This is a genomic window from Sorangium sp. So ce281 (assembly GCF_051527395.1).
GTDB lineage: Bacteria > Myxococcota_A > Polyangia > Polyangiales > Polyangiaceae > Sorangium > Sorangium cellulosum_B.
The window spans coordinates 1,621,070-1,644,898 of record NZ_CP150322.1; the positions used below are offsets into that span (position 1 = coordinate 1,621,070).

Annotated in this window: 22 protein-coding genes and 1 pseudogene; 12 read left to right on the plus strand and 11 right to left on the minus strand. The window is 71.9% G+C overall.

Going from position 1 to position 23,829, the window contains the following annotated elements; translation table 11 throughout:
* Positions 1 to 4: 4 nt before the first annotated feature.
* Positions 5 to 334, minus strand: a complete 330-nt coding sequence (locus WMF27_RS06060; RefSeq protein ID WP_437769893.1) for an ArsR/SmtB family transcription factor — start codon at positions 332 to 334, stop codon at positions 5 to 7.
* Between the two features lie 108 nt (positions 335 to 442).
* On the opposite strand from WMF27_RS06060, the gene WMF27_RS06065 reads away from it, so the two are divergent.
* Together WMF27_RS06065 and WMF27_RS06070 are read left to right on the plus strand one after the other, a co-directional pair.
* Positions 443 to 961, plus strand: a complete 519-nt coding sequence (locus WMF27_RS06065; protein ID WP_437761198.1) for an SRPBCC family protein — start codon at positions 443 to 445, stop codon at positions 959 to 961.
* Positions 945 to 1,304: an ArsR/SmtB family transcription factor gene (locus WMF27_RS06070; RefSeq protein WP_437761197.1), complete on the plus strand. Its 360-nt coding sequence runs from the start codon at positions 945 to 947 to the stop codon at positions 1,302 to 1,304. Before WMF27_RS06065 ends, WMF27_RS06070 begins: the two co-directional genes overlap by 17 nt.
* Before the next feature lie 230 nt (positions 1,305 to 1,534).
* Here WMF27_RS06070 and WMF27_RS06075 read toward each other — a convergent pair whose 3' ends face one another.
* The 4 genes from WMF27_RS06075 to WMF27_RS06090 all read right to left on the minus strand — a co-directional run bounded on the left by WMF27_RS06075 (position 1,535) and on the right by WMF27_RS06090 (position 5,107).
* Positions 1,535 to 2,314 carry an ABC transporter ATP-binding protein gene (locus tag WMF27_RS06075; protein ID WP_437761196.1) on the minus strand — a complete coding sequence of 260 codons (780 nt, stop codon included), beginning with the start codon at positions 2,312 to 2,314 and terminating at the stop codon, positions 1,535 to 1,537.
* Positions 2,311 to 3,126: an ABC transporter permease gene (locus WMF27_RS06080; RefSeq protein ID WP_437761195.1), complete on the minus strand. Its 816-nt coding sequence runs from the start codon at positions 3,124 to 3,126 to the stop codon at positions 2,311 to 2,313. Before WMF27_RS06080 ends, WMF27_RS06075 begins: the two co-directional genes overlap by 4 nt.
* Positions 3,123 to 3,929 (minus strand): molybdate ABC transporter substrate-binding protein, encoded by an 807-nt coding sequence (gene modA, locus WMF27_RS06085; protein ID WP_437761194.1) that lies wholly within the window; start codon positions 3,927 to 3,929, stop codon positions 3,123 to 3,125. Before modA ends, WMF27_RS06080 begins: the two co-directional genes overlap by 4 nt.
* 71 nt (positions 3,930 to 4,000) lie before the next feature.
* Entirely contained in the window at positions 4,001 to 5,107 is a 1,107-nt protein-coding gene (locus WMF27_RS06090) for a substrate-binding domain-containing protein (RefSeq protein WP_437761193.1), read from the minus strand.
* 257 nt (positions 5,108 to 5,364) lie between these two features.
* On the opposite strand from WMF27_RS06090, the gene WMF27_RS06095 reads away from it, so the two are divergent.
* Positions 5,365 to 6,792 carry a sensor histidine kinase gene (locus tag WMF27_RS06095; protein ID WP_437761192.1) on the plus strand — a complete coding sequence of 476 codons (1,428 nt, stop codon included), beginning with the start codon at positions 5,365 to 5,367 and terminating at the stop codon, positions 6,790 to 6,792.
* Positions 6,793 to 6,855: 63 nt separating this feature from the next.
* Here the strand turns inward: WMF27_RS06095 and WMF27_RS06100 are convergent, their stop codons facing one another.
* On the minus strand, positions 6,856 to 7,398 hold the full coding sequence (locus tag WMF27_RS06100; RefSeq protein WP_437761191.1) for a GNAT family N-acetyltransferase: 543 nt from the start codon (positions 7,396 to 7,398) through the stop codon (positions 6,856 to 6,858).
* Positions 7,395 to 8,657 (minus strand): hypothetical protein, encoded by a 1,263-nt coding sequence (locus tag WMF27_RS06105; protein WP_437761190.1) that lies wholly within the window; start codon positions 8,655 to 8,657, stop codon positions 7,395 to 7,397. The genes WMF27_RS06100 and WMF27_RS06105 overlap by 4 nt, the downstream gene beginning before the upstream one ends.
* A 68-nt stretch (positions 8,658 to 8,725) precedes the next feature.
* Here WMF27_RS06105 and WMF27_RS06110 point away from each other — a divergent pair, with 68 nt between their 5' ends.
* A complete protein-coding gene (locus WMF27_RS06110) occupies positions 8,726 to 10,267 on the plus strand; it encodes a PLP-dependent aminotransferase family protein (protein WP_437761189.1) in 1,542 nt (513 codons plus the stop codon).
* 39 nt (positions 10,268 to 10,306) lie between these two features.
* Here WMF27_RS06110 and WMF27_RS06115 read toward each other — a convergent pair.
* A pseudogene (locus WMF27_RS06115) lies at positions 10,307 to 10,489 on the minus strand (SDR family NAD(P)-dependent oxidoreductase); the annotation flags it as partial.
* Positions 10,490 to 10,600: 111 nt separating this feature from the next.
* On the opposite strand from WMF27_RS06115, the gene WMF27_RS06120 reads away from it, so the two are divergent.
* Positions 10,601 to 11,308 carry a DUF3943 domain-containing protein gene (locus tag WMF27_RS06120; protein WP_437761188.1) on the plus strand — a complete coding sequence of 236 codons (708 nt, stop codon included), beginning with the start codon at positions 10,601 to 10,603 and terminating at the stop codon, positions 11,306 to 11,308.
* Between the two features lie 91 nt (positions 11,309 to 11,399).
* Here WMF27_RS06120 and WMF27_RS06125 read toward each other — a convergent pair whose 3' ends face one another.
* The gene (locus WMF27_RS06125; RefSeq protein WP_437761187.1) at positions 11,400 to 12,899 is read right to left on the minus strand and encodes a choice-of-anchor Q domain-containing protein; all 1,500 of its coding nucleotides are present in this window, start codon (positions 12,897 to 12,899) and stop codon (positions 11,400 to 11,402) included.
* A gap of 288 nt (positions 12,900 to 13,187) precedes the next feature.
* On the opposite strand from WMF27_RS06125, the gene WMF27_RS06130 reads away from it, so the two are divergent.
* Complete coding sequence (locus WMF27_RS06130; protein WP_437761186.1) at positions 13,188 to 13,400, plus strand: hypothetical protein; 213 nt, start codon at positions 13,188 to 13,190, stop codon at positions 13,398 to 13,400.
* A 96-nt stretch (positions 13,401 to 13,496) separates the two neighbouring features.
* On the opposite strand, the gene WMF27_RS06135 is transcribed toward WMF27_RS06130, so the two are convergent.
* Positions 13,497 to 14,036: a hypothetical protein gene (locus WMF27_RS06135; protein WP_437761185.1), complete on the minus strand. Its 540-nt coding sequence runs from the start codon at positions 14,034 to 14,036 to the stop codon at positions 13,497 to 13,499.
* Between the two features lie 1,275 nt (positions 14,037 to 15,311).
* Between WMF27_RS06135 and WMF27_RS06140 the strand changes: the two genes are divergently transcribed.
* From WMF27_RS06140 to WMF27_RS06165, 6 genes are all read left to right on the plus strand, one after another.
* Entirely contained in the window at positions 15,312 to 15,899 is a 588-nt protein-coding gene (locus WMF27_RS06140) for a hypothetical protein (RefSeq protein WP_437761184.1), read from the plus strand.
* Positions 15,900 to 16,103: 204 nt separating this feature from the next.
* Entirely contained in the window at positions 16,104 to 17,813 is a 1,710-nt protein-coding gene (locus tag WMF27_RS06145; protein WP_437943920.1) for a WD40/YVTN/BNR-like repeat-containing protein, read from the plus strand.
* A 99-nt stretch (positions 17,814 to 17,912) separates the two neighbouring features.
* The gene (locus WMF27_RS06150; RefSeq protein ID WP_437761182.1) at positions 17,913 to 20,045 is read left to right on the plus strand and encodes a molybdopterin oxidoreductase family protein; all 2,133 of its coding nucleotides are present in this window, start codon (positions 17,913 to 17,915) and stop codon (positions 20,043 to 20,045) included.
* Complete coding sequence (locus WMF27_RS06155; protein ID WP_437761181.1) at positions 20,045 to 21,496, plus strand: FAD-dependent oxidoreductase; 1,452 nt, start codon at positions 20,045 to 20,047, stop codon at positions 21,494 to 21,496. The genes WMF27_RS06150 and WMF27_RS06155 overlap by 1 nt, the downstream gene beginning before the upstream one ends.
* An 83-nt stretch (positions 21,497 to 21,579) precedes the next feature.
* Positions 21,580 to 22,122 carry a YkgJ family cysteine cluster protein gene (locus tag WMF27_RS06160; protein WP_437761180.1) on the plus strand — a complete coding sequence of 181 codons (543 nt, stop codon included), beginning with the start codon at positions 21,580 to 21,582 and terminating at the stop codon, positions 22,120 to 22,122.
* Positions 22,123 to 22,438: 316 nt separating this feature from the next.
* On the plus strand, positions 22,439 to 23,110 hold the full coding sequence (locus tag WMF27_RS06165; protein WP_437761179.1) for a hypothetical protein: 672 nt from the start codon (positions 22,439 to 22,441) through the stop codon (positions 23,108 to 23,110).
* 49 nt (positions 23,111 to 23,159) lie between these two features.
* Here WMF27_RS06165 and WMF27_RS06170 read toward each other — a convergent pair whose 3' ends face one another.
* Entirely contained in the window at positions 23,160 to 23,711 is a 552-nt protein-coding gene (locus WMF27_RS06170; RefSeq protein WP_437761178.1) for a hypothetical protein, read from the minus strand.
* Positions 23,712 to 23,829: the final 118 nt, after the last annotated feature.

Below are 23,829 nucleotides of genomic sequence, written 5' to 3' on the forward strand. Positions count from 1 at the left end.
GTGATCACCCTTTCTTCGGCGGATGCAGCTCGTGCAGGAGGTCGTCCAGGCGGCCGAACGCCTCCTCCCAGTGCTGCCGGTACTGCTCGACCCAGGTCGCCACCGCCCGCATCGGCGCGGGATTGAGCTGGCAAACGTGCTGCCGCCCGTCGCGCCGCTTCTCGATCAGGCCCGCTCGTTCCAGGGTTGCCAGGTGCTTGGAGATGGCCTGTTGCGAGATCTGAAACGGCTGCGCCAGCTCGTGCACCGACGCAGGCCCCGTCTTGAGCCGCACGAGGATCGCGCGCCGGGTGGCGTCGCTCAGGGCGGCCAGGGTCGTGCTCAGCGAATCCACAACCATATGGTTGTGGATCGATGCCTGGAAGTCAAGCGAAGGTCGATGTGCAATCAACTGGTTGCACTTCGTCGCGCGGCTCGGTATTGTGCATCCAGGAGGTTGCACATGGCATCGACGGACAGGATCGAGAAGCGGGTCACGCTGCGCGCGCCCGTGTCGCGCGTGTGGCGGGCGATCACCGACGCCCGGGAGTTCGGGCGCTGGTTCGGCGTCGAGCTCGAGGGCGAGTTCGTCGCGGGCAAGACGCTCACCGGCGCGTTCGACGAGGAGCTCAACGAAGCCGCCATCCTCGACTACCAGAAGAGCCGCGGTCTCCGGCCTTCGAAGGTGAAGCTCCCCGAGAAGGGCGCGGTGTTCTGCACGGTGGAGCGCATCGAGCCGGAGCGGTACTTCAGCTTTCGCTGGATCCCGTATGGCATCGACGCCGAGGCGGACCCGGCCAACGAGCCGACGACGCTCGTCGAGTTCCGCCTCGAGGGGGTCGCTGACGGCACCCTGCTCACCATCGTGGAGTCCGGCTTCGACCGTGTGCCAGCGCATCGGCGCGAGCGCGCGTTCCGCATGAACGAGGGGGGATGGGCCGCGCAGGCCGAGAACATCGCGAAGTATGTCGAAAGCGTGTGAACCGGCGGTCGCTGACGTCTTCTTCGCCCTCGGCGACGGGACGCGGCTGTCGGTGGTGACCCGGCTCGGGGCCGGAGGGGCGCTGTCGGCGACAGCGCTCTCCGACGGAGCGAAGGTGACGCGACAGGCGATCGTGAAGCACCTCCGGGTGCTCGAGGGCGCGGGCCTCGTGACGCACGAGCGGCGCGGGCGCGAGGTCCTCTACGCGCTCGAGCCGCGGCGGATCGAGGAAGCCCGCGTGTTCCTCGACGGCATCTCCGCAGGCTGGGATCGCGCGCTCGATCGGCTGCGCCGGATGGTCGAGGAGCCGTCGCCTCCGCCGCGGAAACGGGAAACGCGATAGGGGAGCGGCTTGCAGCGCAAGCAGTCCGGTGAAGCCGTCGAGCGCCGCCCAGAACCTTGACGCGGACGCCGGCTGTGGCCCCCGAGCCGACCTCGACACCGGGGCGCTTCGGGCCGCTGAGCTACCTTCACCGCCTCGGGCGCCTCGAGCTTCTGCAACAGGCGGCGTACGTGAGCAGCGACCCGGACACCGCCGTTGACAGATGGTCTTCGCTGCTCCTCGCTGAATTTTCAGGCTGAATCGGCGCTCCGGGAGGGCGGCGCGTCGCCGGCGCTGCGCGCCGCGGCGACGAACTCCTCCACGAAGGGCGACGCCGGTCGGGCGGAGAGCTCCTCCCAGGTGCCTGCCTGCGTCACGCGCCCTGCCTCGAGGACGGCGATGCGATCTCCGAGGAGCCGCGCGTCCGTCGCGTCGTGCGTGACGACGACGGTGGGCAGGGCGAGCGTCCGCAGGTAGCCCGAGAGGAACGCCCGGACCTCGCGGCGCGAGTGGACGTCGAGCGCGGCGAGCGGCTCGTCGAGGAGCAGCGCTCGCGGGCTCACCGAGAGCGCGCGCGCGAGCGCCACGCGCTGCTTCTCGCCGCCGGAGAGCGCCTGCGTCCGCCTGTGCGCGTGCGCGGCGATGCCGAGGTCGTCGAGCATGGCGTCGACGACCTCGGCGCCGGCCGCGCGCCCCCGCCTCGAGGGATCGCTCCTCACCGCGAACGCGACGTTCTCACGGACGCTGAGGTGCGGGAACAGCGCGTAGTCCTGGGGCACATAGCCGATCCCGCGCTGCTCGACGGGCACGTCGATCCCGGCCTCCGTGTCGAGGAGCACCGCCTCGCCGACCTCCACGCGCCCTCGCTCCACGGGCAAGACGCCCAGGAGGAGCGAGAGCAACGTCGTCTTCCCGGCGCCGTTCGGCCCCACCAGGACGAGCGACCCGCCGCCGGTGTCGAGATCGGCCTCGATGCGCAGGCGCCCGATGCGCGCGGTCACGCGGGCGCGGAGGCGCTCCGCCGCCGTCACGGCGCCGCCTCGGGGCGCTCGGCCCCGGTGGAGCGCCGGAGCACGGCCCGCACGAACAGGAGCAGCGTGAACGCCACGACGACAAGGACCATCGACAGCGCCTGCGCGGCGCGCAGCTCCGACTCGAGCGCCGTGTAGATGGCGAGCGGCAGCGTCTGCGTCCGCCCCTCCAGGTTGCCGGCGAACATGAGCGTCGCGCCGAACTCGCCGAGGGAGCGGGCCCAGCTCATCGCGGCCCCCGCGGCGAGCCCAGGGGCCGAGAGCGGCAGCGCCACGCGGAAGAACACCCGGAGCGGCGACGCGCCGAAGGTCCGCGCCACAACGAGGAGCCTCGCGTCGACCCTCCGGAACGCGCTGGTCGCCGCCTGCACGAAGAACGGCGCCGAGACGAACACCTCGGCGATGACGACCGCCGTCGTCGTGAACGAGACGGACCACCCCGCGGGGTAGAGCCACCCGGCGAGGAGCCCGCGGCGGCCGAACGCGAGCAGCATCGCGACACCCGCGACCGCGGGCGGGACGACGATGGGCAGCTGCACCACCGCCTCGACCGCGCGCGAGAACCGCCCGCGCGAGCGCGCCAGCGTCCAGGCGAGCGGCGTCCCCAGGACGACCACGACGGCGAGGCTCGCGGAGGTCGTCAGGAGGCTCAGGCGCAGCGCGGGCCACACGAGGGGGTGGCGGAGCCCCTGCGCGACGTCCCCCGCCGTCGCCGTCGCGAACAAGGCCAGGATCGGGGCGGCCAGGAAGGCCACGAGGACCGCGCCGACCGCGGCCAGGGCCACCCGCTCCGCGCGGAGGCGCCCGCTCACCGAGGCGCGCCGCCCCCGGAAGGCACCAGGAACCCGGCGCGCCACAGCGCCGTCCGGCCGGCCTCCGACGTCACGAGGTCGATCCACGCGCGCGCGAGCTCGGGGTGCGCGGCGCCGGACACGACGGCGATCGGGTACTCGGCGATGACGTTGACCTCGGGCGGGATCGCCACGACGACCACGCCGTCCTGCGCCGCCTGCGCGTCCGTCCTGTAGACCACGCCCGCCTGCGCTTCCCCGAGGCGCACCTTGGCGAGCACCTGCCGCACGTTGGGCTCGCGCGAGACGACCCTGGACTCCACGCGCGCGCGGAAATCCGCGCCCAGGGAGGCCGACGCGCGATCGAGGATCTGCAGCGTGTAGCGGCCGATCGGGACCTCGGGGGTGCCGAGGACGACGCGGGTCGCGGCGGGGAGGTCGGCGAGCCCCCGGACGGCCGCGGCGCTCTCGCTCGCGACGACGAGGACGGGCTCGTTGCGCGCGAAGACGACGGGGCCCGCGGCGCGCCGGGATTTCACGAGCTCGTCCATGTGGCGCTGATCCGCCGAGGCGAACACGTCGGCCGCGGCGCCGTGCTCGAGCTGCGTGCGGAGCTCCTGCGTGCCGGCGAAGTTGAACGTGACCTCGACGCCCGGATAAGAGCGCTCGAAGTCCTTTCCCAGCGCGGTGAACACGCCCCGGAGGGAGGCGGCGGCGAAGACGACGAGCCTGTCCTCCCGCTGGGCGGGCGCCGGCTTCGGCCGCTCGCAGCCGCCGAGAGCGGCGAGGCACGCCGCGAAAATCAGGAGGGGGAGGGCTCGCACCAGCTGTCGTCGGGGGCAATTCATCCGGGAGGACTCCTGGGTTCCGTCGTTCCGTGGCTCCGTTTGCGCCGTCACGCCGCCCGCACCTCGGCGACCCGCTCGCCCGCCTGCCGAGCGTCGTAGGCGAGCGCCGAGAGCTCACGGCGGAACTCCCCTGAGACGAGGACGTCGAGCAGGCGTTGCACCCTGCCGTCATCGAGCCCCTCGCGCGGGACCGCGAGGTCGTAGCGCTCCTCGGCGAGGGGCACGAAGCCGAGCCCGAACGCCATCGCCGCGTCGCGCGTCGCGACGCCGGTGTCCGCCGCGCCCATCGCCACGGCGCGCGCGACGTCGAGGTGGCCGGCGACCCGCAGGTGCGGCTTGCGCGCGAGCCCGAGCGGCAGCCCCTGGCCGCGGACCTCGCGCTCGAGGAGCCGCTGGGCGCCGGCGCCCGCCTCGCGGCCGGCGAGGCGCAGGCCGGGGAGATCGAGGTCGGCCGCGCCGCGGACGCGGCCGGCGTCCTCGCGGCGAACGAGGAGGCCCGCCTCCCAGCGCGCCAGCGTGATGAGGACGATCGGCTCGGCGTGCCCGAGCCGGCGGACGTCGGCGACGTTCGCCTCGCCGGTGCGCGCGTCGACGAGGTGGACGCCCGCGACGTGGGTCCGCTGCAGGGCCAGCGCCTGGAGGGCCGCGGTGCTCGAGCGGGGGAACCAGAGGAACCGCCCAGGCCCCGGCCTCGTGTTGAGCCGGTCGGCGAGCAGCCCGAGGCCGGCCGCGCAGCCCATCATGACGACGTTCTCCTCGATCTCGGCGAGCGCCCGGAGGGGCTCGACGACAGCCCTCCCGCGCCGCTCGCCGGTCGCGATGCCGTCCGCGGCCATCCGCACCGCGTCCTGCTCGAGGGGGTAGGAGACCCAGCGGTCCGCGATGCGCGCGACCGCGGCGCGGCCCAGCGCCGCCGGCGCGTCGGTCTCGGTCGCGAGGTCCGCCGCCGCGCTCGGCTCCCCGAAGAGGTCCTCGACCGAGCAGTCGAGGGCGCTCGCGAGGCGCAGCGCGACGTCGACCGCCGGGGTCGCGCGGCCCGCCTCGATGGCGCCCACGCTCTGCCTCGTGAGGCGGGCGCGCTCGGCGAGCGCCACCTGGGACAGCCCGCGCGCCTCGCGCCGCCCGCGAACCCGGTTCGACGCTCGATCCGTCATGACGCACACTCTTTACACCGAGGAACGCTTGCTTGTCATCCGGCGGCGGCCCGAGGCGCCCCTCGTCCCCTCGACAGGTCGAGCCGCCCCGCTCGTCGCGCGTCGCCCTGCCACGCTCCCGCTCGCCGCCGGAGCGCGTCTCGCCGTGCTGTGTAGCGCCCGGGCGCCTTGCCCTTCGCGCAACGCGGCCTAGCCTTCGCGGGGTGGCTCAGCCCCACGGATCCGCCGACGCCCGTCGAGAGGACGGGACCTCGGTCATGCCGACGCGGACGCGCTTCGAGGCCACGGCGAGGACGGGTTACGCCATCCTCACCCTGCTCCTGGCGCTCGGCATGGCGTTCTCGGTGCGGCGCTTCTCGTCCGTGGCCGAGGCTCAGATCGATCGGCTACGCGCCAAGGAGCACGAGATCACGCTCGTGGAGCGGCTCCGGTGGAGCAGCGAGCTCATCGTGTCTCACGGCAGGGGCTACCTCATCTCCGGCGATCGCGAGCTCCTCGAGCAGGCGAAGACGGCCAGGGCGAGCTTCGGCGAGCACGTCAGCGGTCTTCGCGATCAGGCGCTCAGTCCGGCCGGTATCGAGCGGGTGGCCGAGGTCGAGCAGGCGGCCAGGCGCTTCGTCCGGGTGCAGGAAGAGCTGCTCGCCGCGCGGCAGCGGACCGACGACGCGAGCGGCCTCGTGCGTCGGTTCGATGAGGAGCTGAGGCCGCGTCACCGCGATCTCGAGGGCTCCCTCGCCCGCCTCGTCGATTACAAGCAAGACGTCCTCAGGCAGCTCTACGATGAAGCGAAGGCGGAGCGAGCCCGGCTGGAGCTGTGGCTCGATGGCCTGCTGGGCTTGCTGGTGCTGGCCGGCCTGGGGATCGCCTTGTACTTCACGAAGCTCCTCGGCGACCCGTACCACAAGGCGCGGGAGGCGCGCGACGCCGCGCGCCTGGCGCTGGCGGCCCGCGACGAGCTCATGGGCATCGTGGCCCACGATCTGCGCAACCCGCTCGGCGCCATCACGCTGAAGGCCGCGTGGCTGCGGCGGGGCGCCGACTCCGAGCGAACACGGCAGCAAGCGGAGTCGATCGAGCACGTCTCGCTGCGGATGGAGCGCCTCATCAGGACGATGCTCGACGTGACGACGATGCAAGCCTCCAGGTTCTCGGTGACGCCGAAGCCGTGCGCGGTGGAGGATCTCCTGCACGCGACCATGGAGACGTTCGGGCCGCTCTCCGAGTCGAAGCAGGTCCGGTTCGAGCAATCGCTGAAGGAGCCCGGGCTCGTGATCCGCGCGGAGCGGGAGCGCGTGCTCCAGGTGCTGTCGAACCTCCTCGGGAACGCGCTGAAATTCACGCCGAAGAGCGGCCGGGTGACCCTCTCGGTGGACCGGGACGGGGCGATGGCCCGCTTCGCCGTCCTCGACTCGGGGCCGGGGATCCCCCCGCAGAACCTCACGAGCATCTTCGAGCGGTTCTGGAAGGACGAGGCGCCCGGGAAGAAGGGCACCGGCCTCGGGCTCTACATCGCCAAGGGGATCGTCGACGCGCACGGCGGCCGCATCTGGGTGGAGAGCGAGGTCGGGCAGGGCGCCCGGTTCTACTTCACGCTCCCGATCGCCGAGGCGGCGGCACACGAGGCGCCCGCGGCGGCAGAGGCGCCCGCGCCCTCGGCGGCAGGCGAGGGCCGCCCGCGCGGGTGAGGCGTCGATCAACGCGGCCAGCGCGGCACGCGGCGCGCGGCGGCGCCCGTGCCGCCCGGCGCTTCACGGCTGCCCGCCGGCGAGCGCGCCCTCCCGGACGCGCGCGTAGAGCAGCATGTCGCCCATCCGCCCGTCCTTCACGACGTGGCGGCGCATCCGCCCCTCGAGCGCGTAACCCGCCTTCTCGAGCACGCGGGCGGACGCCCCGTTCCAGTCGAAGACGCCGGCCTGGATGCGCTCGAGGCCCAGCTGCTCGAAGCCGTACCGCGTCAGCGCGATCACCGCCTCGGTCGCCAGCCCGCGGCCCCAGTAGGCCGCGCCGAGCCAGTAGCCGAGCTCCGCTGTGTGCCGGTGCACGTCGTCGAGGCGCTCGAGGCCGACGCCGCCGGCCGCCTCGCCGGCGACCACGATCGCCAGGGCCTCGCCGGGCTGCGCGCGCGCCGCGCAGTGGGCGATCCAGCCCTCGGCGTCGTCGCGCGTGTACGGGTGCGGAAAGCGATCGCGGAGGTTCGCCCAGACGCGGCGGTCGTTCGCGTTCTTCACGAGCGCGTCGACGTCGGCCGCCGCCCAGGGGCGCAGCGTGAACGCGGGCGTCTCGAGGATCATGGCGTCGCTCCCTCCGGTCGAGCCTCGCCGGCCCGAGCCTCCGATCGATCGAAGAGCTTCACGAGCATCTCGCTCCCGATGCCGGTCGCGACCATCCGCTCGCGGCGGTTCGAGAGCAGCGCGCCGAGCCACGGCAAGGCGCCGCCGTCCCCGAGCGGGAGCTCGAGGCCGTCGTCCCGGCGGACGACGAGCTGGATGAACGGCCCGGCGTAGTAGCCGAGCCCCTGCAGCCGCCCGAGATCGTGCACGACCTCGACCTCCGGCCGCGCGCGCGCGAGCGGCTCGCTGACCTCGGCGACCCAGCGCTCGGCGCGCGCGAGGAGCTCGGGGCCGAGGCCGAGGGACCGGGCGGCCCCGACGAGATCCGCCGTGCGCCGCGGCAGATCGACGCCGGCCTCCCGCAGGGCCGCCTCGGACGACCCGGGTTCGTGCGCCTTCGCCCGCCGCGCCATCGCGTCCGCGTCGACGCCGCGCGCGCCGAGGCTCGCGCGGACCAGCGACGTGTCGGAGAGCACGACGCGCAGCCCCGCGGCGCGGAAGCCCGCGTGCGGCAGCGCGCGGACGAGGTCCGCCCAGACGACGAGGTGCTCGAGCAGGGCGCGCCGCTCGCACGCGTCGTCCTCGCCGCGGGCCGGCGAGCGGGCCGCCGTCGCGAGGGCGAACAGGCGGAAGTGCGGCGTGAAGCCCGGCTGGGTCGTGGGCTGCATGCGCAGGACGCGCTGGCTCGCGCAGAGCCGCAGCGGCTCGCCGCCCCGGGTCCCGCGCCGGCGCCGCGCGGCGTGCAGCGCGAGGCCCGTCGTCGGATCCGCGGCGACCTCGGCGAAGCGGACCGTCGCGAGCACGTTGTTCGGCTCGACGCCCGCGCACGCCGTGGCGCCGAGCGGCCCGATCGGGGCGAGATCCACCGCCTCGAAGCCCGCCGCCGCCGCGTACGCCGCCGCGTCGAGGGCGTGCAGCCGCCGGGCGTCCGCCGTCGACGCGTGCGTCATGGGCGCCCGCTCCGCGTGGTCGAGGACGTCGGCGAAGCTCCGCCGCAGCGCGCGCCGGCGCAGGCAGTGGAGCAGGAGCGTGGTCAGCTCGTTGCCCGGGAGCTCCTCGGCGAGGAGCCGATCGAGCGGCTGACCGGCGTGCGCCTCGGCCGCGCGGCGGGCGATGCGCGACGAGAGCTCGCCCGTCTTGTCGCCTTCGAGCGGCCGCCGCGGGGGAGCGGGGGGCTGCTCGCGGGCGGTCGACAGCGTCGGGTCGTCGGCGGTGGGCATGGCTGGCTCCTCGTCGACACGGTGCCCTGGATCTGGCACCCTGGAAAGGGCCAGCGGAGCCGATCTCGATGGTGCCAGCGCGCTCCACCTCCCACGCCGCCCACGCCTTCCTCCACCTGCAGCGCGGCGCGCCGGCGACGCTGGCCGCCCAGCTGGTCGAGCAGCTGCGCCGCGCCGTGCTGGACGGCGTCCTCCAGCCCGATCACCTGCTCCCGTCGTCCCGCGAGCTCGCGCGGGAGCTCGGCGTGTCGCGCAACACCGCCGTGGCGGCGTACGAGGCGCTCGCCGCGGACGGCACCATCGTGGTGCGCCCTCGGCGGGCGCCGGTCGTCGCGCACGTGCCGGCGCGCGCGGGGTGGCAGGGCGCCGCCCGCGCCCAGCCGGCGGCGGCCGCGCCGCGCACGTCGAAGAGCGCGCGGCGGCTCGCGGCGGTGGTGCCTCCCGACAAGCTCGACGCGCTCCTCGGCGGCCGCGCGCGGTCGCGCCCGTTCGGGGTCGGCCTGCCGGACCTCGAGCTGCTCCCGTGGCGCATCCTCGAGCGGTGCCTCGTGCGCCGCGTCCGCTCGATGTCGGCGGCCGACGCGCTCGATCACGATCCGCGGGGCGCGCCGCTGCTCCGGCGCGCGGTGCTCCACCACATCGCGGTGGCCCGCGGCGTGCGCGCGACGGTCGACCAGGTGTTCATCACGGAGGGATCCCAGGCCGCGGTGGACCTGTGCTGCCGCGCGCTGCTCGACCCGGGCGACGCCGCCTGGGTGGAGGACCCGGGGCCGCTGGCCCTCCGCGCGGCGGTGCGCATGGCGGGCGCGCGGCTGATCCCGATCCCGGTCGACGAGGACGGGCTCCAGGTGCACGCCGGCGCGCATCGACGTCGGGGCGCGTCGCGCGCGCGGGTCGCCTTCGTGTCGCCGGCCTACGCGTTCCCCTCGGGGGCGCGGCTCACGCTGCCGCGGCGCATCGAGCTCCTCTCCTGGGCCGCCAGGGCGGGCGCTGTGGTCGTCGAGATCGACTACGAGGGCGAGCTGCGGTTCGACGGCACCCCGCTGCCCTCGCTCCTCAGCCTCGACCTCGAGGGCGTGAAGGAGCGCGTGATCCACGTGGGGACCTTCAGCCGCTCGCTGTTCCCGGGCCTGCGGCTCGGCTTCATGATCGTGCCGCCCGCGCTGGTGCGCGCCGTGGCCGCGGTGCGCGCTGCGTCGACGCGCTCGCCGCCTTGCCTGCTGCAGGCCGCGCTCGCCGACTTCATCGACGAGGGCCACTTCGCGCGCCACCTCCGGAAGCTGAAGCAGGCGACGCGGCGCCGGCGCGACCTCTTGCTCGCGGAGCTCGGGCTGCTCTTGCCGAGCGCCGTCCGGGCGCGGGCGCCCGCGGGGGGCTCGGTGCTGACGCTCGACCTGCCCGCGGGCGCGGACGACGTCGCCATCGTCCAGGCGCTCGCGGCGCGGGGCGTGGACGCGCTGCCGCTCTCGCGCAGCACGGCGGCGCGCGCGCCGCGCGCGCCCGGGCTCATCCTGGGGTTCGGCGCGCACTCGGAGGGCGCGCTCCGGGACGCGGCGCGGACGCTGGCGGCGGTCGTGACGCAGGCGATCGGCGCGGGCGAGGCGAGATGAAGCGCCGGCGGCGCGGCGGGATCAGCGGCCGCCCGCGTGGACGTCGGCAGCGATCGCGAGGGCGACGCCGCCGTGCGCGCGGATCTCGTCGACGACGCTCGCCGCGGCGCCGTCGTCGCGCAGGTAGCTCACGGCGACCGCGCAGCCTCGGCTCGCGGCGAGCAGCGCGGCGGCGGCGCCGATCCCGCGGCTGCCGCCCGTGACGAGCATGATGTCGGCCATGGCACAGGAGCCTACGCGAGCCCGCGGCGAGGCGGGGTGCTGTGAGGCTCGCGGTGGCGTTAGACTCGGGTCTGGTCGCTGCGCCCAGCGCGCGCGGTGTCCGCTCCCCGAATGGCCCAGATCCACGCGTGCGCCGCCGCTATCCTCGTCATGCTTGCGTCCGCGTGTGCCGGCCAGGCCGCGGCGGTCCCTCCGGCCGAGCCGTCCATCCCGCTGGCCCGCTCGGCCCTTCCGCCCGAGGGCGCGCCTCCGGCGGGGATGCCCCTCGTGCGGCAGCGCGCCGCCGCCGTGGCCGAGGAGCCCGCCTGGGCGCCGCCGATCGTGCACACCCTGGCCGTGCTCACCGTGACCCGCAGCGTGGAGGCGGTGCTGTGGCCCGAGCCCTTCGCCGATTTCCGCCTGGAGCAGTGGGGACACCACTACGGCGAGGCGCTCACGAAGCCGCCGATCTTCGACGCCGCTCAGCCCGCCTTCCGGTGGGATCACGACCCGTGGCCGATCAACGTGGTCGGCCACGGCCTGCTCGGGAGCGAGATGTACCTCAGGGCGCGGATATGCCGCTTCGGCGCCCCGGCCGCGCTCGCGTTCGCCATCGCCGGCACCCACCTCTGGGAGTACGGCTACGAGGCCAACGGCGTCCGGCCCTCGGCGCTCGATCTTGTCTATACGCCGCTCGCCGGGGTCCTCCTGGGCGAGCTCCGGTTCGCGACCTGGCGCGCGGCGGGGAGCATCGAGAGCGCGCCGGCGCGCCTGATCCTGCGCGCGCTCATGGATCCGTTCGGCGAGATCGAGCGGGGCGCCGGGGTCTTCGGCTGCTAGGCCCCGCGCTGCGCGAGCGCCTTCGGTGTTCGTGGTGCCGCTACGGCGCGTGCACGACCCCGGGGTGAGCCTCCCACCCCTGCGAGGTCATTCAACACCCTCTCCTTCGTCGGCGAATCTCGTAGGCGCCCATGTCGGGAGCGGCTCCCGCGACGCGCGGATTCCCGTCCAGATCCGTCCTTGGCAGGCCGCGAGTGAGGAGCCCGGCATCCCGGGCGGGCGAGGAAGCCTGGAGGTGCAGATCGCCGCCAGCAGGGGCAACGAAGAGGGGATCCTGGTCGATGTTGCCCGCGCCCGGATAGCCGCCCATCACGTCGCTGTAGGTGATCACGACCGTTCCGAGGCCCGCGATCTCATTGGGCAAGTCTCCCCAGAGGATGGAGTTGAGCACCGTTGTGGTCCCGGAGGCCACGTAGATCCCGCCGCCATCCGAGGGGAGTTCGAAGCCCTGGGCCTGGTTGCCGTAGAAGGTGCAGTGCGTCACGTCCAGATCGCCGTCCGCGTAGATCGCGCCGCCTTGCGCCTCGATTTCGTTGAGGCCGCCCGCGCCGTTCGCCGTGTTGGCGAAGAAGACGCTGTTGGTCACGCGCGCGGTGCCCGTGGCGTTGATCGCTCCACCCCTCGTCGCGGTGTTGTCCGCGAACAAGGAGTCGAGCACCATGAGGTCGCCGACGGACGAGATTCCGCCGCCTAGATTGCCGGTGACGCTCGACCGGAACATCGCCAGGCTCCCGCTGACGCTGATGACGTGCTGCTGGCGTGCGTCCGAGTCGTTACCGTCGATCGTCGAATCGGCTACCTCGACGCTGCTGTTGGAGGCGCTGAGCGCGGCCCCGCTGAAGTCGCTGACGTTGCCGGAGAAGACGGAGCCAGAGACCTTGAGCTCGCTGTCGGAGGACAAGATCCCGCCCCCGCTCCTGCCGAAATTGCCCTCGAAACGGGACTCAACCACCTTCGCGCTGCTGCCGTCAAGGACGGCGAGCCCGCCCCCTGATGGGTTGGCGAAATTGAAGGAGAAGATGGAGCGCACGACCTTCACCTCGCCACCGAGCGTGATGCCCAGCCCACCGCCCTGTCCGCTGAAGCTGTTGGCGGCCTCGTTGTTGAGGAAGCTGGCCTCGTGGAGGGTCACGTCGGCCCCCTCGATCCACAATCCACCTCCGTTCCTGGACGCGAGGTTGTTCTGGAAAACCACCCTCTTGACCTGCAGACTGCCCCCCTGGATCAGCATCCCGCCGCCGTCCGGGCTGGTCGCGTCGGTCGTGCCGTTCTGGCAGGTGAAGCCCTCCACCCGGGTGCCATGGGGGACGTCGACCAGCACCAGACACCGGCCGCCCGGCCCGAGGCTCGGATCCACGATCGTCGCGTCCGGCCCGGCGCCGATCAGCGCGATGGACTTGCCGGTCCACGCGATGGACTCCGGGTACGTGCCCGGGGCGACGCGGATCCTGTCGTGGTTCCCGGCCGCCTCAACGGCGGCCTGGATCGTCGGGTAGTCCTCCGGCACGTCGATGGTGCGTGCGCGCGCAGCGCGCGACCCTGCGACCACGACAGCCAGCGCGACGAACGCTGACACGGCTCTTCGTTCCATGCTCATCCTCGGCCCCCTCCGTGAGAAAGGAATGCAGCGCGCGCGGAGGCGTCTTGGGGGTGGATCCGTTCAGCATCGCATGCAGCCCTTCCGCGCCTTTCCAGTTTGTCAGCTGGCGGTACGAGCACCATGCGCATTTTCCTGGTTCCAAGAACGCTCCCACCTGACATCGCTCAGCGTTTCGTCAAGTCCTCTCTTCCGCGTAGCTCGTTGTGGGAATTCCCACCCTGCGCCTCGTGACCGGGGTGGGCATCGGAGGGGCGGCATCGCAGGCGAGCGCGTTGGGGCATGACTCGTCACCTCCGCGACGAGCTCGTCGGAGGCGGCGGCGCCTGGGACACAAGGATCAGCTCCGCCCGCTTCCCCGCCGGCTTCATGGTGACGCTCTACGACGTGCTCTGGAGGGATTCGACCCAGTCGCGCGTCCTCACGGCAGACGGGGACGTTAGTGACATCGGCCTCGACGAGATGACCTCGAGCTTCACCATCGAGCGCCGGTAGCAGCGAGCGCCACGCGCCGGTCGTGGACGGCTCGTTGCGCGTCACCCAGACCTCAAGTCGGCGAGGATCGCGCGAGCTGCCTCTGGTTCGGCGCTCTTACTCGATTTCTACGCAGATGGCATCACCGAGCTCGCGAGAGTCGGTCGCGCGGACGCCGCAGCCGTAACCTACACCGTCGATGGAGCCCCCTCCACCGATTCTCGCAATCCCCCAGTACCCGACATGAGTGCATATCTCATCCGAGTAGGCTGAGGCGGTGGCGAAATCCACGTGCTCGAAGCCTTCCAGGCACTGATCCCCGCCTCTCACCACCGCGAAGGTCGTCCCGTCGATGTCAAAGAGCTGGTAGTTGGGCTTGCAGAGGATGTAGTCCAGCTCGCGGGTATCGCTGGCATGCTGCTGGCAGTTGTTCCACGGGCCATCTATCGAGCTCCCGTCTGCGATACGAAAGACCCCTGAATAGGGGAGCTCATCGCAGCGGGCGTAAAACGTCCAGAAGGCGTCGAGTGGGGTCAACGGTGTGTACCCTGCGGGGCAAGATTCTCCTTCGTATACTCCGAACTCCAGCGCCTGAGCTTGAGCCGGTGCGCTCAGCGAGATGCCTCCGGCGACAAGGCCGCAGATCAGGGCGCCCATGGGCATCGTGTGACAGAAGTGTTTCATTTGCTTCCCAGTGTATTGTTATGATGCGTTATGTTTCCAAGCCAAGCGCGTGGTCGTGCGCAGGCGTTCCTTGGTGCATCCTGGTCACGTCGCAAGACGTCCTGTGGGCTCCGCAGTGGAGAGCCCGCTCCGTGCTTCGTCGGCCAGCGCGGAGGCATCATTCTCAGATGCGGAAACGCTGTCAATGTCTAAGCGAACGTGTCGTTTTCATGGATATCTATGATTGGAGTGGAATTGGCAATCTGATCCCAGTCACCGGTCGGTAGAACAGGCCTTTCAGTCGGGCTCTGCGATTGGCTCGTGGGTCCCGGAGCTCGGCGAGGCGCGTGCTGCTCGCGACGTCATCCCCCTTCACGGCAATCGCCAGCCTCCACGAGCCGCAGCGCCCGCGCGCGCCCCTCGCGCTGGAAGGACGGGCCCGGAGCACCGCGGCGGGTCATCGAGGCCAGGTTCCATCCGCCGTGATGCCCTCTGCACCGGCGGTGCCACATGATGAGCCCGCTGCTGCCCGAGGTGCGGAGGCAGGCGCATCCGACCCGCCCCGCAACCGCGCCGGGATCACGTCCAGAGTATGCGGCGACACGGTGGGCGACGCCAGACGGCGGGCTGGAACGGCGGCGTTCGAGAAATGAAACAGTGCTATCGAGCGCAGGGCGCCGCCTCCGCGCAGCATCGCGCCGTACCCTGCGCGGCCATCGCCCCGCAGGTAACCGGGGAAGCCTTGCAGCCGCGCAGCTGGGGGCTTCGCCCTCCAGTCCGATTACGGCTTCGAGCTCTTTGCGCGCTGACGTTGCGCGATCAGGGCAAAGGCCCGTTCCGTGTAGCTGGCCTCCAGCATGCTGATGATGGAGTGGACCGCCTGGATCACGTTGAGGAGCGCTCTCTTGGGCACGTCCCACGAGCGCGCGAAGGGCTCCGAGCTCTGCGCCGCAAGGCCCCGATGCTGTCCGGCGCCATGGGTTAGGTCCGTCGAGCACCGGTGGTGGTCGACGCCTCTCCAGGGGGCTGGGGCGCCCTCCGCCGTCGCATCGCCGCGATGAACGCCCACGGCATCACCGGCTCCGCCGTACAGCCACGCTGTATACGCTGGTTGACATCGAGCACCTCACGCGATTCTCCTCCCCCTTGAAAAGTGACGCTGTATCAACAACTTGTCCATCTGTCGAAGGGGCCGCTCTCGCGCCACGGCCCGCGGGCTTCGCCGTCGCTCTGGCGCTCGCTGCTGAACGACGGTATTGAGGATCGAAGATGCATCGTGCCTTCGCCACCATTCAATTCGGCCCCTTTGCGAGCGCCTACCACGCGGCGGCGATGACCCCGGAGTTCAAGGAGGCGCTTGGCGCATTTCTGGAAAAGGAATTGCTGCCACAGGTCGAGCAACCTTTCGAGTCGACGAGCGGAGCCCTGGTGGCGGCCTACGACGCCGAAAGGTACTGCGGCCCGAACAGCGCGGTCCGCGACATCTATAAATTTGAGTTCGCGTTTCATCGTTCGTCGGGCGATGATACGATCCAGGTCGAGCTGGTGTTCCGCCCGCAGGCCAGGGCGTTCTCCGCAAGAAAGAACAAGCCGCTCTACCTCTGGACTCCCGCCCGCCGCGATCGATACCAGGCGGAAGGTCGACAGCTCCAGCACCTCTGCGGTCGCATCGCGAGGCACGAGGGCGTGGAGGCCATTTGCCCCTTGTGTTCGGCGGTGCTGCGCGTCCACGATTCGCCAAACCTGTTTGATGTGAGCTGCCCGAGCCGCTGCTTCAAGTACAACGTTCACCGAGATCCGGCGGACGGGCAGTTCCTGCACGGTCACTTCTTCCGGAAGGAGCCCGGTGATGTCTGACCCCGCTCCTGTCGGATGTCGGGCAGCTGGTCCACGCCGCAGTCCTCACGCCGAGCTTCCTTGTGGTGAGGGCATGAGACGCCGGACGACCACCGCCGCTGCCAACCGACGATGACGACCGTCGCGTGCCTCCGCCGGCAGCGCGCGGGGGCCTCGACGCGATCGCGAGCGCCCCGGGTGCACTGGCCTGGTATCGTGCCCGGAATGAGCATCCGGCACAGCGCCGTCTGGGGACGAGGCCAGCTGATTGTCATCGCGGGATCCGAGGGGCACGTGCTCCGCTCGGAGGACGGCGGCCAGCGCTGGAAGAGGGCGCAGACGCCCACCCGCCAGGACCTGAGCGCGCTCACAGGCACCGGCGCGGCGCTGATCGCCGCCGGACACTGCGGGACCTTGCTGTTCTCGCGCGATGACGGGCAGCGCTGGTCCGACGTGGGCTGCGGCGCGACGGCGGACCTGCGCGGCGTCGCCCTGCGGGACGACGGCCAGGCCATCGCGGTGGGGCTCGGGGGGACGGTCCTCCGCTCCGGCGATCACGGCCAGACCTGGGGAGCCGGGCCGAGCCCCGGAGACCTCTGCCTGGAGGCCGCCGCGGTCGACACCGAGGGCCGCTTCCTCGCGCTGGCGCTCGAAGGGCAGCTCGCCACGCTGCAAGGAGCGACATGGACGCGCAACAAGGTACCGGGCCGGAGTCCGAGGGCGCTCTGCGCGCGAGGCGGGCTCGTGATCGTGGGCGACGGAGACGGCCATGCCCACGCGAGCCGGGACGGGGGCGCCTCCTGGGAGTCGCATTCCACCGGGACCGGGCGCTCGATCAAGGCGCTGTGGCTCGGCGCCGCGGGCGTCGTGATCGCGTCCGGCGAAAGCGGCATCCTGGCGGTCAGCGAGGACGAGGGCCGCACCTGGAGGCGCACCGCGCTCCGGTCGGATCAGCACCGCTGCGCGGCGTGGGGCGATGACCAGGGCGCGATCTGGTGCGTGGGAGACGGCCCCGCCGCCCGATCCCTCGATGGCGGGAAGAGCTTCACCAAGGTGCCAGTCCAGGCAGGGGACGCGCCGCTCGACGGGCCCTGGGAAAAGGTGCCTGTCCGAGGGAAGTTCCGGGGGCTCTGGGTGCAAGGCCAGGGGAGGGTCGTGCTGGTGGGCGACGGAGGCACCATCGCGCGAACCCACGACGGCGGCCAGACCTGGGAGAGGAGCGCCGTGGAGGACGCCGGCGCGCTGATCTCCGTGTGGGGCAGCGGCGAGACGATCCTTGCTGTCGGCGAGGGCGCCTCGCAGATCCGGACTGAGGACGGCGGGCGCTCCTGGATAGAAGTGGCAGGCAAACCCGGCGGCGCCTCGGTCCACGGGCAGAACGAGACAAGAGCGTTCGCCGTCATCGAGGGCCGGGTCTGCCGCCTCGCCGCGGGCGGCTCACGATGGCTGGAGCTGGAGGTCCCGCGCGCGCCGCGCCTCCGCGCCGTCTGGGCAGGGGCGGAGCAGCGCGCCGTGGCGGTCGGCTCCGGCGGGACCATCGTCCGCACGATCGACGACGGCGCCACGTGGGAAGCCGCGGAGAGCGGCAGCTCCCGCGATCTGTCCGCGATCTGGGGCAGGGGCGACGAGCTCTTCGTGGCTGGCGGACTGGGCGTCAGCGACGTGCTGCGCTCTCGAGACGGCGGCGCGACATGGGAGGTGCTGGCCCAGGTCTCCGGCAGCCTCAGGAGCCTCTGGGGAGACGACGCCGGCACGCTGTGGGCGTGCGGCGCGCGCGGCGTGCTCCTGCGCTCCATCGATGGCGGCCACACATGGCGAGGCGAGGCGTCCGGCTCCTGGGGCACCCTGTTCGAGGTGCGCGGGGACGGGGCCGAGGCGTGGGCGCTGGGAGAGAACCTCCTGCTGCGCCGGCGACATCGGGCGTCGACAGATTAACTGCCCGCACATTCCTCAGAAATACGTTCGAAACAGAGCGATTGCTACACCATGGGGAGCCTCCTCGACGCGCTCGGTGAGGGTGGCTGACGCGACTCCATGGCACCGCGCTCTTCCCTCCGGCTCAAGATCGTCACCTCCGAGACGACCACGCACACCCACTGTCCTTACTGCGCCTTCCAGTGCGGCGTGGTCATGACGGATCGCGCGGACCACGCGGGGGCGATCGACGTCCGACCGGACGACGATTTCCCCGTCAACCGCGGGCAGATGTGCATCAAGGGGTTCACCTCCGCGGCGCTGCTCGATCACCCCGAGCGGCTGACGGCGCCGAAGATCCGCGGGCGCGCCGGCCGCCTCCTGCCGGCGCGCTGGGACACGGCGCTCGATTTCGTCGCCGAGCGGCTCCTCCGGCTGCGCGAGCGCCACGGCCCCGCGGCGCTGGCCGCGTTCGGCAGCGGCGCCCTGACGAACGAGAAGAGCTACCTCCTCGGCAAATTCGTCCGCCTCGCCCTCCGGTCGCCGAACGTCGATTACAACGGCCGTTATTGCATGTCCTCGGCGGCCGCGGGGCACAACAAGGCGTTTGGCATCGACCGCGGCCTGCCGTTCCCCGTGTCCGACATCGCCCAGACCAAGGCGCTCCTCCTCTGGGGCGCGAACTGCGCGGAGACCCTGCCGCCGATCATGCAATGGATCTTCGCGCAGCGCGACAACGGCGGCGCGCTCATCGTCGTCGACCCGCGGCGCACCGACACGGCGCGCGCCGCGGCGCTCCACCTCCAGCCCACGCCCGGGTCCGACCTGGCGCTCGCCAACGGCCTGCTCTACCTCGCCCTCGAGGAGAAGCTCGTCGACACGGCGTACATCGCCGCGCGCACGGACGGGTTCGACGATCTCCGGCGCGTCGTCCTCTCGTACCACCCGGCGCACGTCGAGCGGCTGACCGGGGTCTCCACGCAGGATCAGCTCAGGGCCGTGCGGCTGCTCGCGGAGGCGCCGAGCAGCATGCTGCTCTCCGGCCGCGGGCCGGAGCAGCAGTCGAAGGGGTCAGACACCGTGCTCTCCTTCATCAACCTGATGCTCGCGCTCGGCAAGGTCGGCAAGCCGTACAGCGGCTATGGCTGCCTCACCGGACAGGGCAACGGCCAGGGGGGCCGCGAGCACGGCCAGAAGGCCGATCAGCTCCCCGGCTACCGGCATATCGAGGACCCGGAGCACCGGGCGGCCATCGCCCGCGTCTGGGGCATCGACCCTGCCGAGCTGCCGACGAAGGGGAAGAGCGCCTACGAGCTGCTCGACGCGCTCGGCCCCGAGGGGGGGATCCGCGCGCTCCTCGTGTTCGGCTCCAACGTGGCTGTCGCGTCGCCGAACGCGCTCAACATCGAGCGGCGGCTCGCCTCGCTCGATCTGCTCGTCGTCTGTGACGCCTTCGTCAACGAGACGGCCCAGGACGCCCACGTCCTGCTTCCGGTCGCCCAGTTCGCCGAGGAGGAGGGGACGATGACGAACCTCGAAGGGCGGGTGATCCTGCGGCAGAAGGTCCGCCCCGCGCCCCCCGAGGTGAAGACCGATATCGAGATCTTCTGCGAGCTCGCGCGCCGCCTCGGCGCGGGCAAGCACTTCCAGTACACGTCCGCGGAGCAGGTGTTCGACGAGCTGCGCCGGGCAACCGCGGGCGCCAGGGCGGACTACAGCGGCATCACCTACGACAAGATACGCCGGCACCGAGGCGTCTTCTGGCCGTGCCCGTCGGTCGAGCACCCGGGGACGCCGCGCCTCTTCGCCGAGCGGTTCCATCACCCGAACGGCCGGGCGCGGTTCCACGCGGTCCACCACCGCCCCGCCGCCGAGCTCCCCGACGACGCCTATCCGCTCTACTTCACGACGGGCCGCTACAAGGAACACTACAACTCCGGCGCCCAGACGCGCCGGGTCTCCAAGCTCGAAGAGGCCAAGCCCGAGCCGAAGGTCGAGGTCCACCCCAGGCTGGCGGCGCGCCTCGGCGTCGTCGAGGGCGACTCTCTGCTCGTCGAGAGCCGGCGAGGGGCGGTCACCTTCCGGGTCGCGGTCGTGCCTTCGATCCGGCCGGACACGCTCTTTGCTCCGTTTCACTGGGGCGGCAGGAAGGCCGCCAACGTCCTCACCGTGCCGGCGCTGGACCCGACCAGCCGGATGCCGGAGTTCAAGGTGTGCGCCGTCAGGGCGCGCCGGGTCTCGGAGTCGAACTGATGCGAAGGAAGGACCTTGTCATCGTTGGCAACGGCATGGCGGCGTGCCGCCTGCTGGACGAGCTGATGTCGCGCGGCGCCAGGGACCGCTACGACATCACCGTCTTCGGCGAGGAGCGGGGCGGCGCCTACAACCGCGTCCTGCTCAGCAAGGTGCTCGCAGGGGAGGCGCCCGACTCCATCGTCACGAAGCCCCCCGCCTGGTACGAGCGGAACGGGGTGCGGCTCGTCAGCGGGACCTCCGTGGCGCGGATCGACACCGGGTCGAGGGCGGTCGTGGCGGCGGACGGCGCGCGCCATCGTTACGACGTCGCCGTGCTCGCGACCGGCAGCCAGCCGCTCGTCCCGCCGCTCGAGGGCATGACGACCTCGGAGGGCGATCTGCGCCCGGGCGTCTTCGTGTACAGGACGATGGACGATTGCGTCCGGATGCGCGGCTGCGCGCGGGCGGGGGACAACGCCATCGTGGTCGGCGGCGGGCTCCTCGGCCTGGAGGCGGCCAAGGTGCTGAGCGACATGGGCCTCCACGTGACCGTCATCCACGTCGCGAAGAGCCTCATGAACGCGCAGCTGGATCCGATGGGCGGCGACATGCTCGAGCAGCACATCGAGCGCTGCGGCATCTTCGTCCGCACCGGGCGCACCGTCGAGGCGATCTGCGGGGACGAGGCGGTCGAGGGGTGTCGCCTCGACGACGGCAGCGTCCTGCCGGCCGACATGGTCGTCCTCGCGTGCGGCGTCCGGCCTCGCGTCGACGTCGCGCGCGCCTCCAACCTGCCCATCAACAAGGGCATCGTCGTCAACGACACGATGGCCACCCAGGTGCCCGGCATCTACGCGATCGGCGAGTGCGCGGAGCACCGGGGCAGGCTCTATGGCATCGTGACGCCCATCTGGGAGCAGGCCGCCGTCCTCGCCGACGTCCTGACGGGCGCGAACCCGCAGGCGCGCTACCGAGGCACGAAGCTGTATACCCGGCTGAAGGTGGCGGGCGTCGACGTCACCTCCATGGGCAGCACCGAGCCGGAGCTCGAGAGCGACGACGTGCTCCAGGTCGTGGAGACGCGGAAGAGCACGTATCGGAAGCTGATCCTCCGCGACGGGCGATTGTTAGGCGCCCAGTTCGTCGGCAACACCGCGGCCGCGGCCACGCTCGTGCAGCTCTTCGATCGCAACGATCCGCTGCCCGCCGACCCTCTGGAGGCGCTCTGCGCCGGCGGCGGCGCGGGGCCGGCGGCGCAGGCCGAGCGCATCGTCTGCACCTGTCACAAGGTCAGCGAGGCGACCCTCCGGGAGGCCATCGAGGGCGGCTCCTGCTCGCTCGAGGCGGCGTGCGCCGCGACGAAGGCCGGCACGGGGTGCGGCTCCTGCCGCGGCGAGGTCGCCCAGCTCGTGGCCCGGCACGCGCCCTCGCCGGAGGTTGCCAGCGGCCGCGCCGTGGCCGTCGGATAACGTGGAAAGCACGCCCGGGCGAGCCGAGCGGCGCGGATGCGCCCTTGGCGCACGAGGATCCGCCCCGCTATAGACGCCGGCGAATGCACCGCACGCCGCGCGAGCGCCTCCACGAGCTCTTCACCAAGGTCGACGCGTTCTTCGCGAGCGCGAGCGCCCGCCACGGCGGGCGGATGGCCTGCCGCACCGGGTGCAGCGACTGCTGCCGGCGGCGTTTCTCGGTGACGTCGATCGAGGCCGACGCGATCCGCGACGCGCTCGCGGCGCTCCCGGAGGCCGACCGCGCGGCGCTGGCCGAGCGCGCGCGGGCGGGCGATCCGGGCGTGTGCCCGGCGCTCGACGGGGAGGGGAGGTGCGCGATCTACGCGGCGCGGCCGCTCATCTGCCGCACGCACGGCCTGCCCATCCGGTTCGCGCCGGCCAGCGAGCGCGCGCTGCCGGTCATCGACGCCTGCCCGAAGAACTTCGTGGGAGAGGACCTCCAGGCCGTCGAGGCGTCGTCGGTCCTGGACCAGACGACGCTGTCGACGGTGCTGGCCGCCCTCGACATGGCCCACGCCGACGCGGCGGGGCAGCCGCGAGGGCAGCGCGTCGCGATCGCCGCGGTGCTCTCGGGCGAGGGGTAGCTGCCGGCGAGCCGTCGGCCTGATGACGGGCAGCTCTGGCTCGGCTGAACGAACGCCCTCAGCGCCCCACGTCCCCGCGCTCGGCCTGCGCGCGTTCGAAGTGGCACATATTCGACGGTGGCACAGGTCACGTTTGGCTCAATATGGCTGACACATTCTGAGCCGATTCCTGGGCGGCTCCCGCCTTCCCCCTAATTTTTCGGTGAATCCAGATTGGCCCGTGTGTTGCTTGTCCGTGGTGGCCCACGCTGAACCGATGGCAGGTCACGGCACACGCCGTCATCGGGCCGGAGGGGCAGCTTATCTGGAGGATAGAATGACCAAGTCGATCAAGGGGTTTGGGTTGGTGGCGGCGGCTGGCGTGGCGTTCGCGGCCTTGCTCAGCGGTTGCGGCTCGCAGGGGGCCGATCGCGGGCCGGACGTCGGCTCGCTCAGCTTGCCGCTCGCGGCCGATGCGCCGTCTGGAGCGCGGTATCGGCTCCGCGACGCCACGTTCGAGATCTCGAACGGTTATTACTACTACGAAGACGAGAATACCTCAGCCATGGCTGTCGGTGGTGGCTACGGAACCGTGGTGACGGTCAGCAGCGAGGATCAGGATCCGAACGAGAGCTCCCTCGTCGTCGATCTGGAGCAGGGAGGGTACAGCGTCACGCTCCTTCCGGGCTGGCACTTCGAGAAGGTCGAGGACGGCACGGTGACGGATCCGAACGTGGAGGCCACGCTGCTATCGTCGCAACGGGTCTACGTGTACGTCTCGCCGCATTCGACGACCTGGGCCGAGTATGCGTTCGGTATCGGGAGCAGCGAGCTGTGGCTCAACGGCAAGGTGAACCTCGACATCAACGTCTACGAAGATCCGGACGACTACTACTACGGTGGAAACGTAACTGCGGTCGGAACCGGGGGCGCGGGCGGCGGCGACTACAGCTCTGGCTACAGCTCTGGCTACAGCGCGGCGGGGGTCGGCGGCAGCGGCGGTTATTAGCGCTGGCGCGAGGAGCTGAGCGGAGCGGAGCGAGCGACGTCATCGCCCGTCAGCGAGGGCTGCACTGCACGACGCAGAAGGCCGTGGCGCCCTTGGCGCGGGCGCTCGCCTCGCACGACCGCTTCGCTTGCTGCGACGCCAGGAAGCGGTCCTTCGCCGAGCCGTTGCCGAACACCATCTGATAGTTGCACGCGCCCGCGAAGCCGCAGACGCGCACGGACGCGCTCGCCGTACACCACCAGGACGTCCCGCCCGCCGCGCCCCCGTTGCTCGGGCTTCCATTCGAGGAGCCCTCGCTCGGGGAGGCGGCCGTCCGCGCCGCTGTCGACAGAGGCGCCGGCGCCTCGCCCGCGGCGTGGTCGCCGGTGGACGGGTCCTCGCCCGCCGCCTCGTCGGCCTCCTGGTCGGGGCGAAGCGGGGTGCTCGTCGACGTGGGCGCCACGGGCGAGACGCCGCCGGCGGTCGACACGCCGGAAGGCGTGGTCTCGACGACGGTTTGCTCCGGCGATGCGCTCGCCACCAGGTACACCGCGCCGCCGATCACGAAGATGGCGCCCACGCCCAGCGCGAACAGCCCGCCGAGGACGATGAGCACGATCACGAGCGGCGACAGGCCTGACTTCGGGCGCTGAGGCGGCGGTGGAGGGTAGTAAGGCGGCGGCTGCGGAGGGTAGTGATGCGGCGGTTGCGGAGGATACTGAGGCGGCTGCTGCGGAGGG

Coding starts and splice junctions, on each gene's coding strand:
- WMF27_RS06125 (WP_437761187.1), bottom strand. CDS start 12,899: ATGGAACGAAGAGCCGTGTCAGCGTTCGTCGCGCTGGCTGTCGTGGTC.
- WMF27_RS06155 (WP_437761181.1), top strand. CDS start 20,045: ATGCGAAGGAAGGACCTTGTCATCGTTGGCAACGGCATGGCGGCGTGC.
- WMF27_RS06100 (WP_437761191.1), bottom strand. CDS start 7,398: ATGATCCTCGAGACGCCCGCGTTCACGCTGCGCCCCTGGGCGGCGGCC.
- WMF27_RS06140 (WP_437761184.1), top strand. CDS start 15,312: ATGCATCGTGCCTTCGCCACCATTCAATTCGGCCCCTTTGCGAGCGCC.
- WMF27_RS06145 (WP_437943920.1), top strand. CDS start 16,104: ATGAGCATCCGGCACAGCGCCGTCTGGGGACGAGGCCAGCTGATTGTC.
- WMF27_RS06160 (WP_437761180.1), top strand. CDS start 21,580: ATGCACCGCACGCCGCGCGAGCGCCTCCACGAGCTCTTCACCAAGGTC.
- WMF27_RS06130 (WP_437761186.1), top strand. CDS start 13,188: ATGACTCGTCACCTCCGCGACGAGCTCGTCGGAGGCGGCGGCGCCTGG.
- WMF27_RS06090 (WP_437761193.1), bottom strand. CDS start 5,107: ATGACGGATCGAGCGTCGAACCGGGTTCGCGGGCGGCGCGAGGCGCGC.
- WMF27_RS06150 (WP_437761182.1), top strand. CDS start 17,913: ATGGCACCGCGCTCTTCCCTCCGGCTCAAGATCGTCACCTCCGAGACG.
- WMF27_RS06110 (WP_437761189.1), top strand. CDS start 8,726: ATGGTGCCAGCGCGCTCCACCTCCCACGCCGCCCACGCCTTCCTCCAC.
- WMF27_RS06095 (WP_437761192.1), top strand. CDS start 5,365: ATGCCGACGCGGACGCGCTTCGAGGCCACGGCGAGGACGGGTTACGCC.
- WMF27_RS06135 (WP_437761185.1), bottom strand. CDS start 14,036: ATGGGCGCCCTGATCTGCGGCCTTGTCGCCGGAGGCATCTCGCTGAGC.
- WMF27_RS06065 (WP_437761198.1), top strand. CDS start 443: ATGGCATCGACGGACAGGATCGAGAAGCGGGTCACGCTGCGCGCGCCC.
- WMF27_RS06070 (WP_437761197.1), top strand. CDS start 945: ATGTCGAAAGCGTGTGAACCGGCGGTCGCTGACGTCTTCTTCGCCCTC.
- WMF27_RS06165 (WP_437761179.1), top strand. CDS start 22,439: ATGACCAAGTCGATCAAGGGGTTTGGGTTGGTGGCGGCGGCTGGCGTG.
- WMF27_RS06120 (WP_437761188.1), top strand. CDS start 10,601: ATGGCCCAGATCCACGCGTGCGCCGCCGCTATCCTCGTCATGCTTGCG.
- WMF27_RS06105 (WP_437761190.1), bottom strand. CDS start 8,657: ATGCCCACCGCCGACGACCCGACGCTGTCGACCGCCCGCGAGCAGCCC.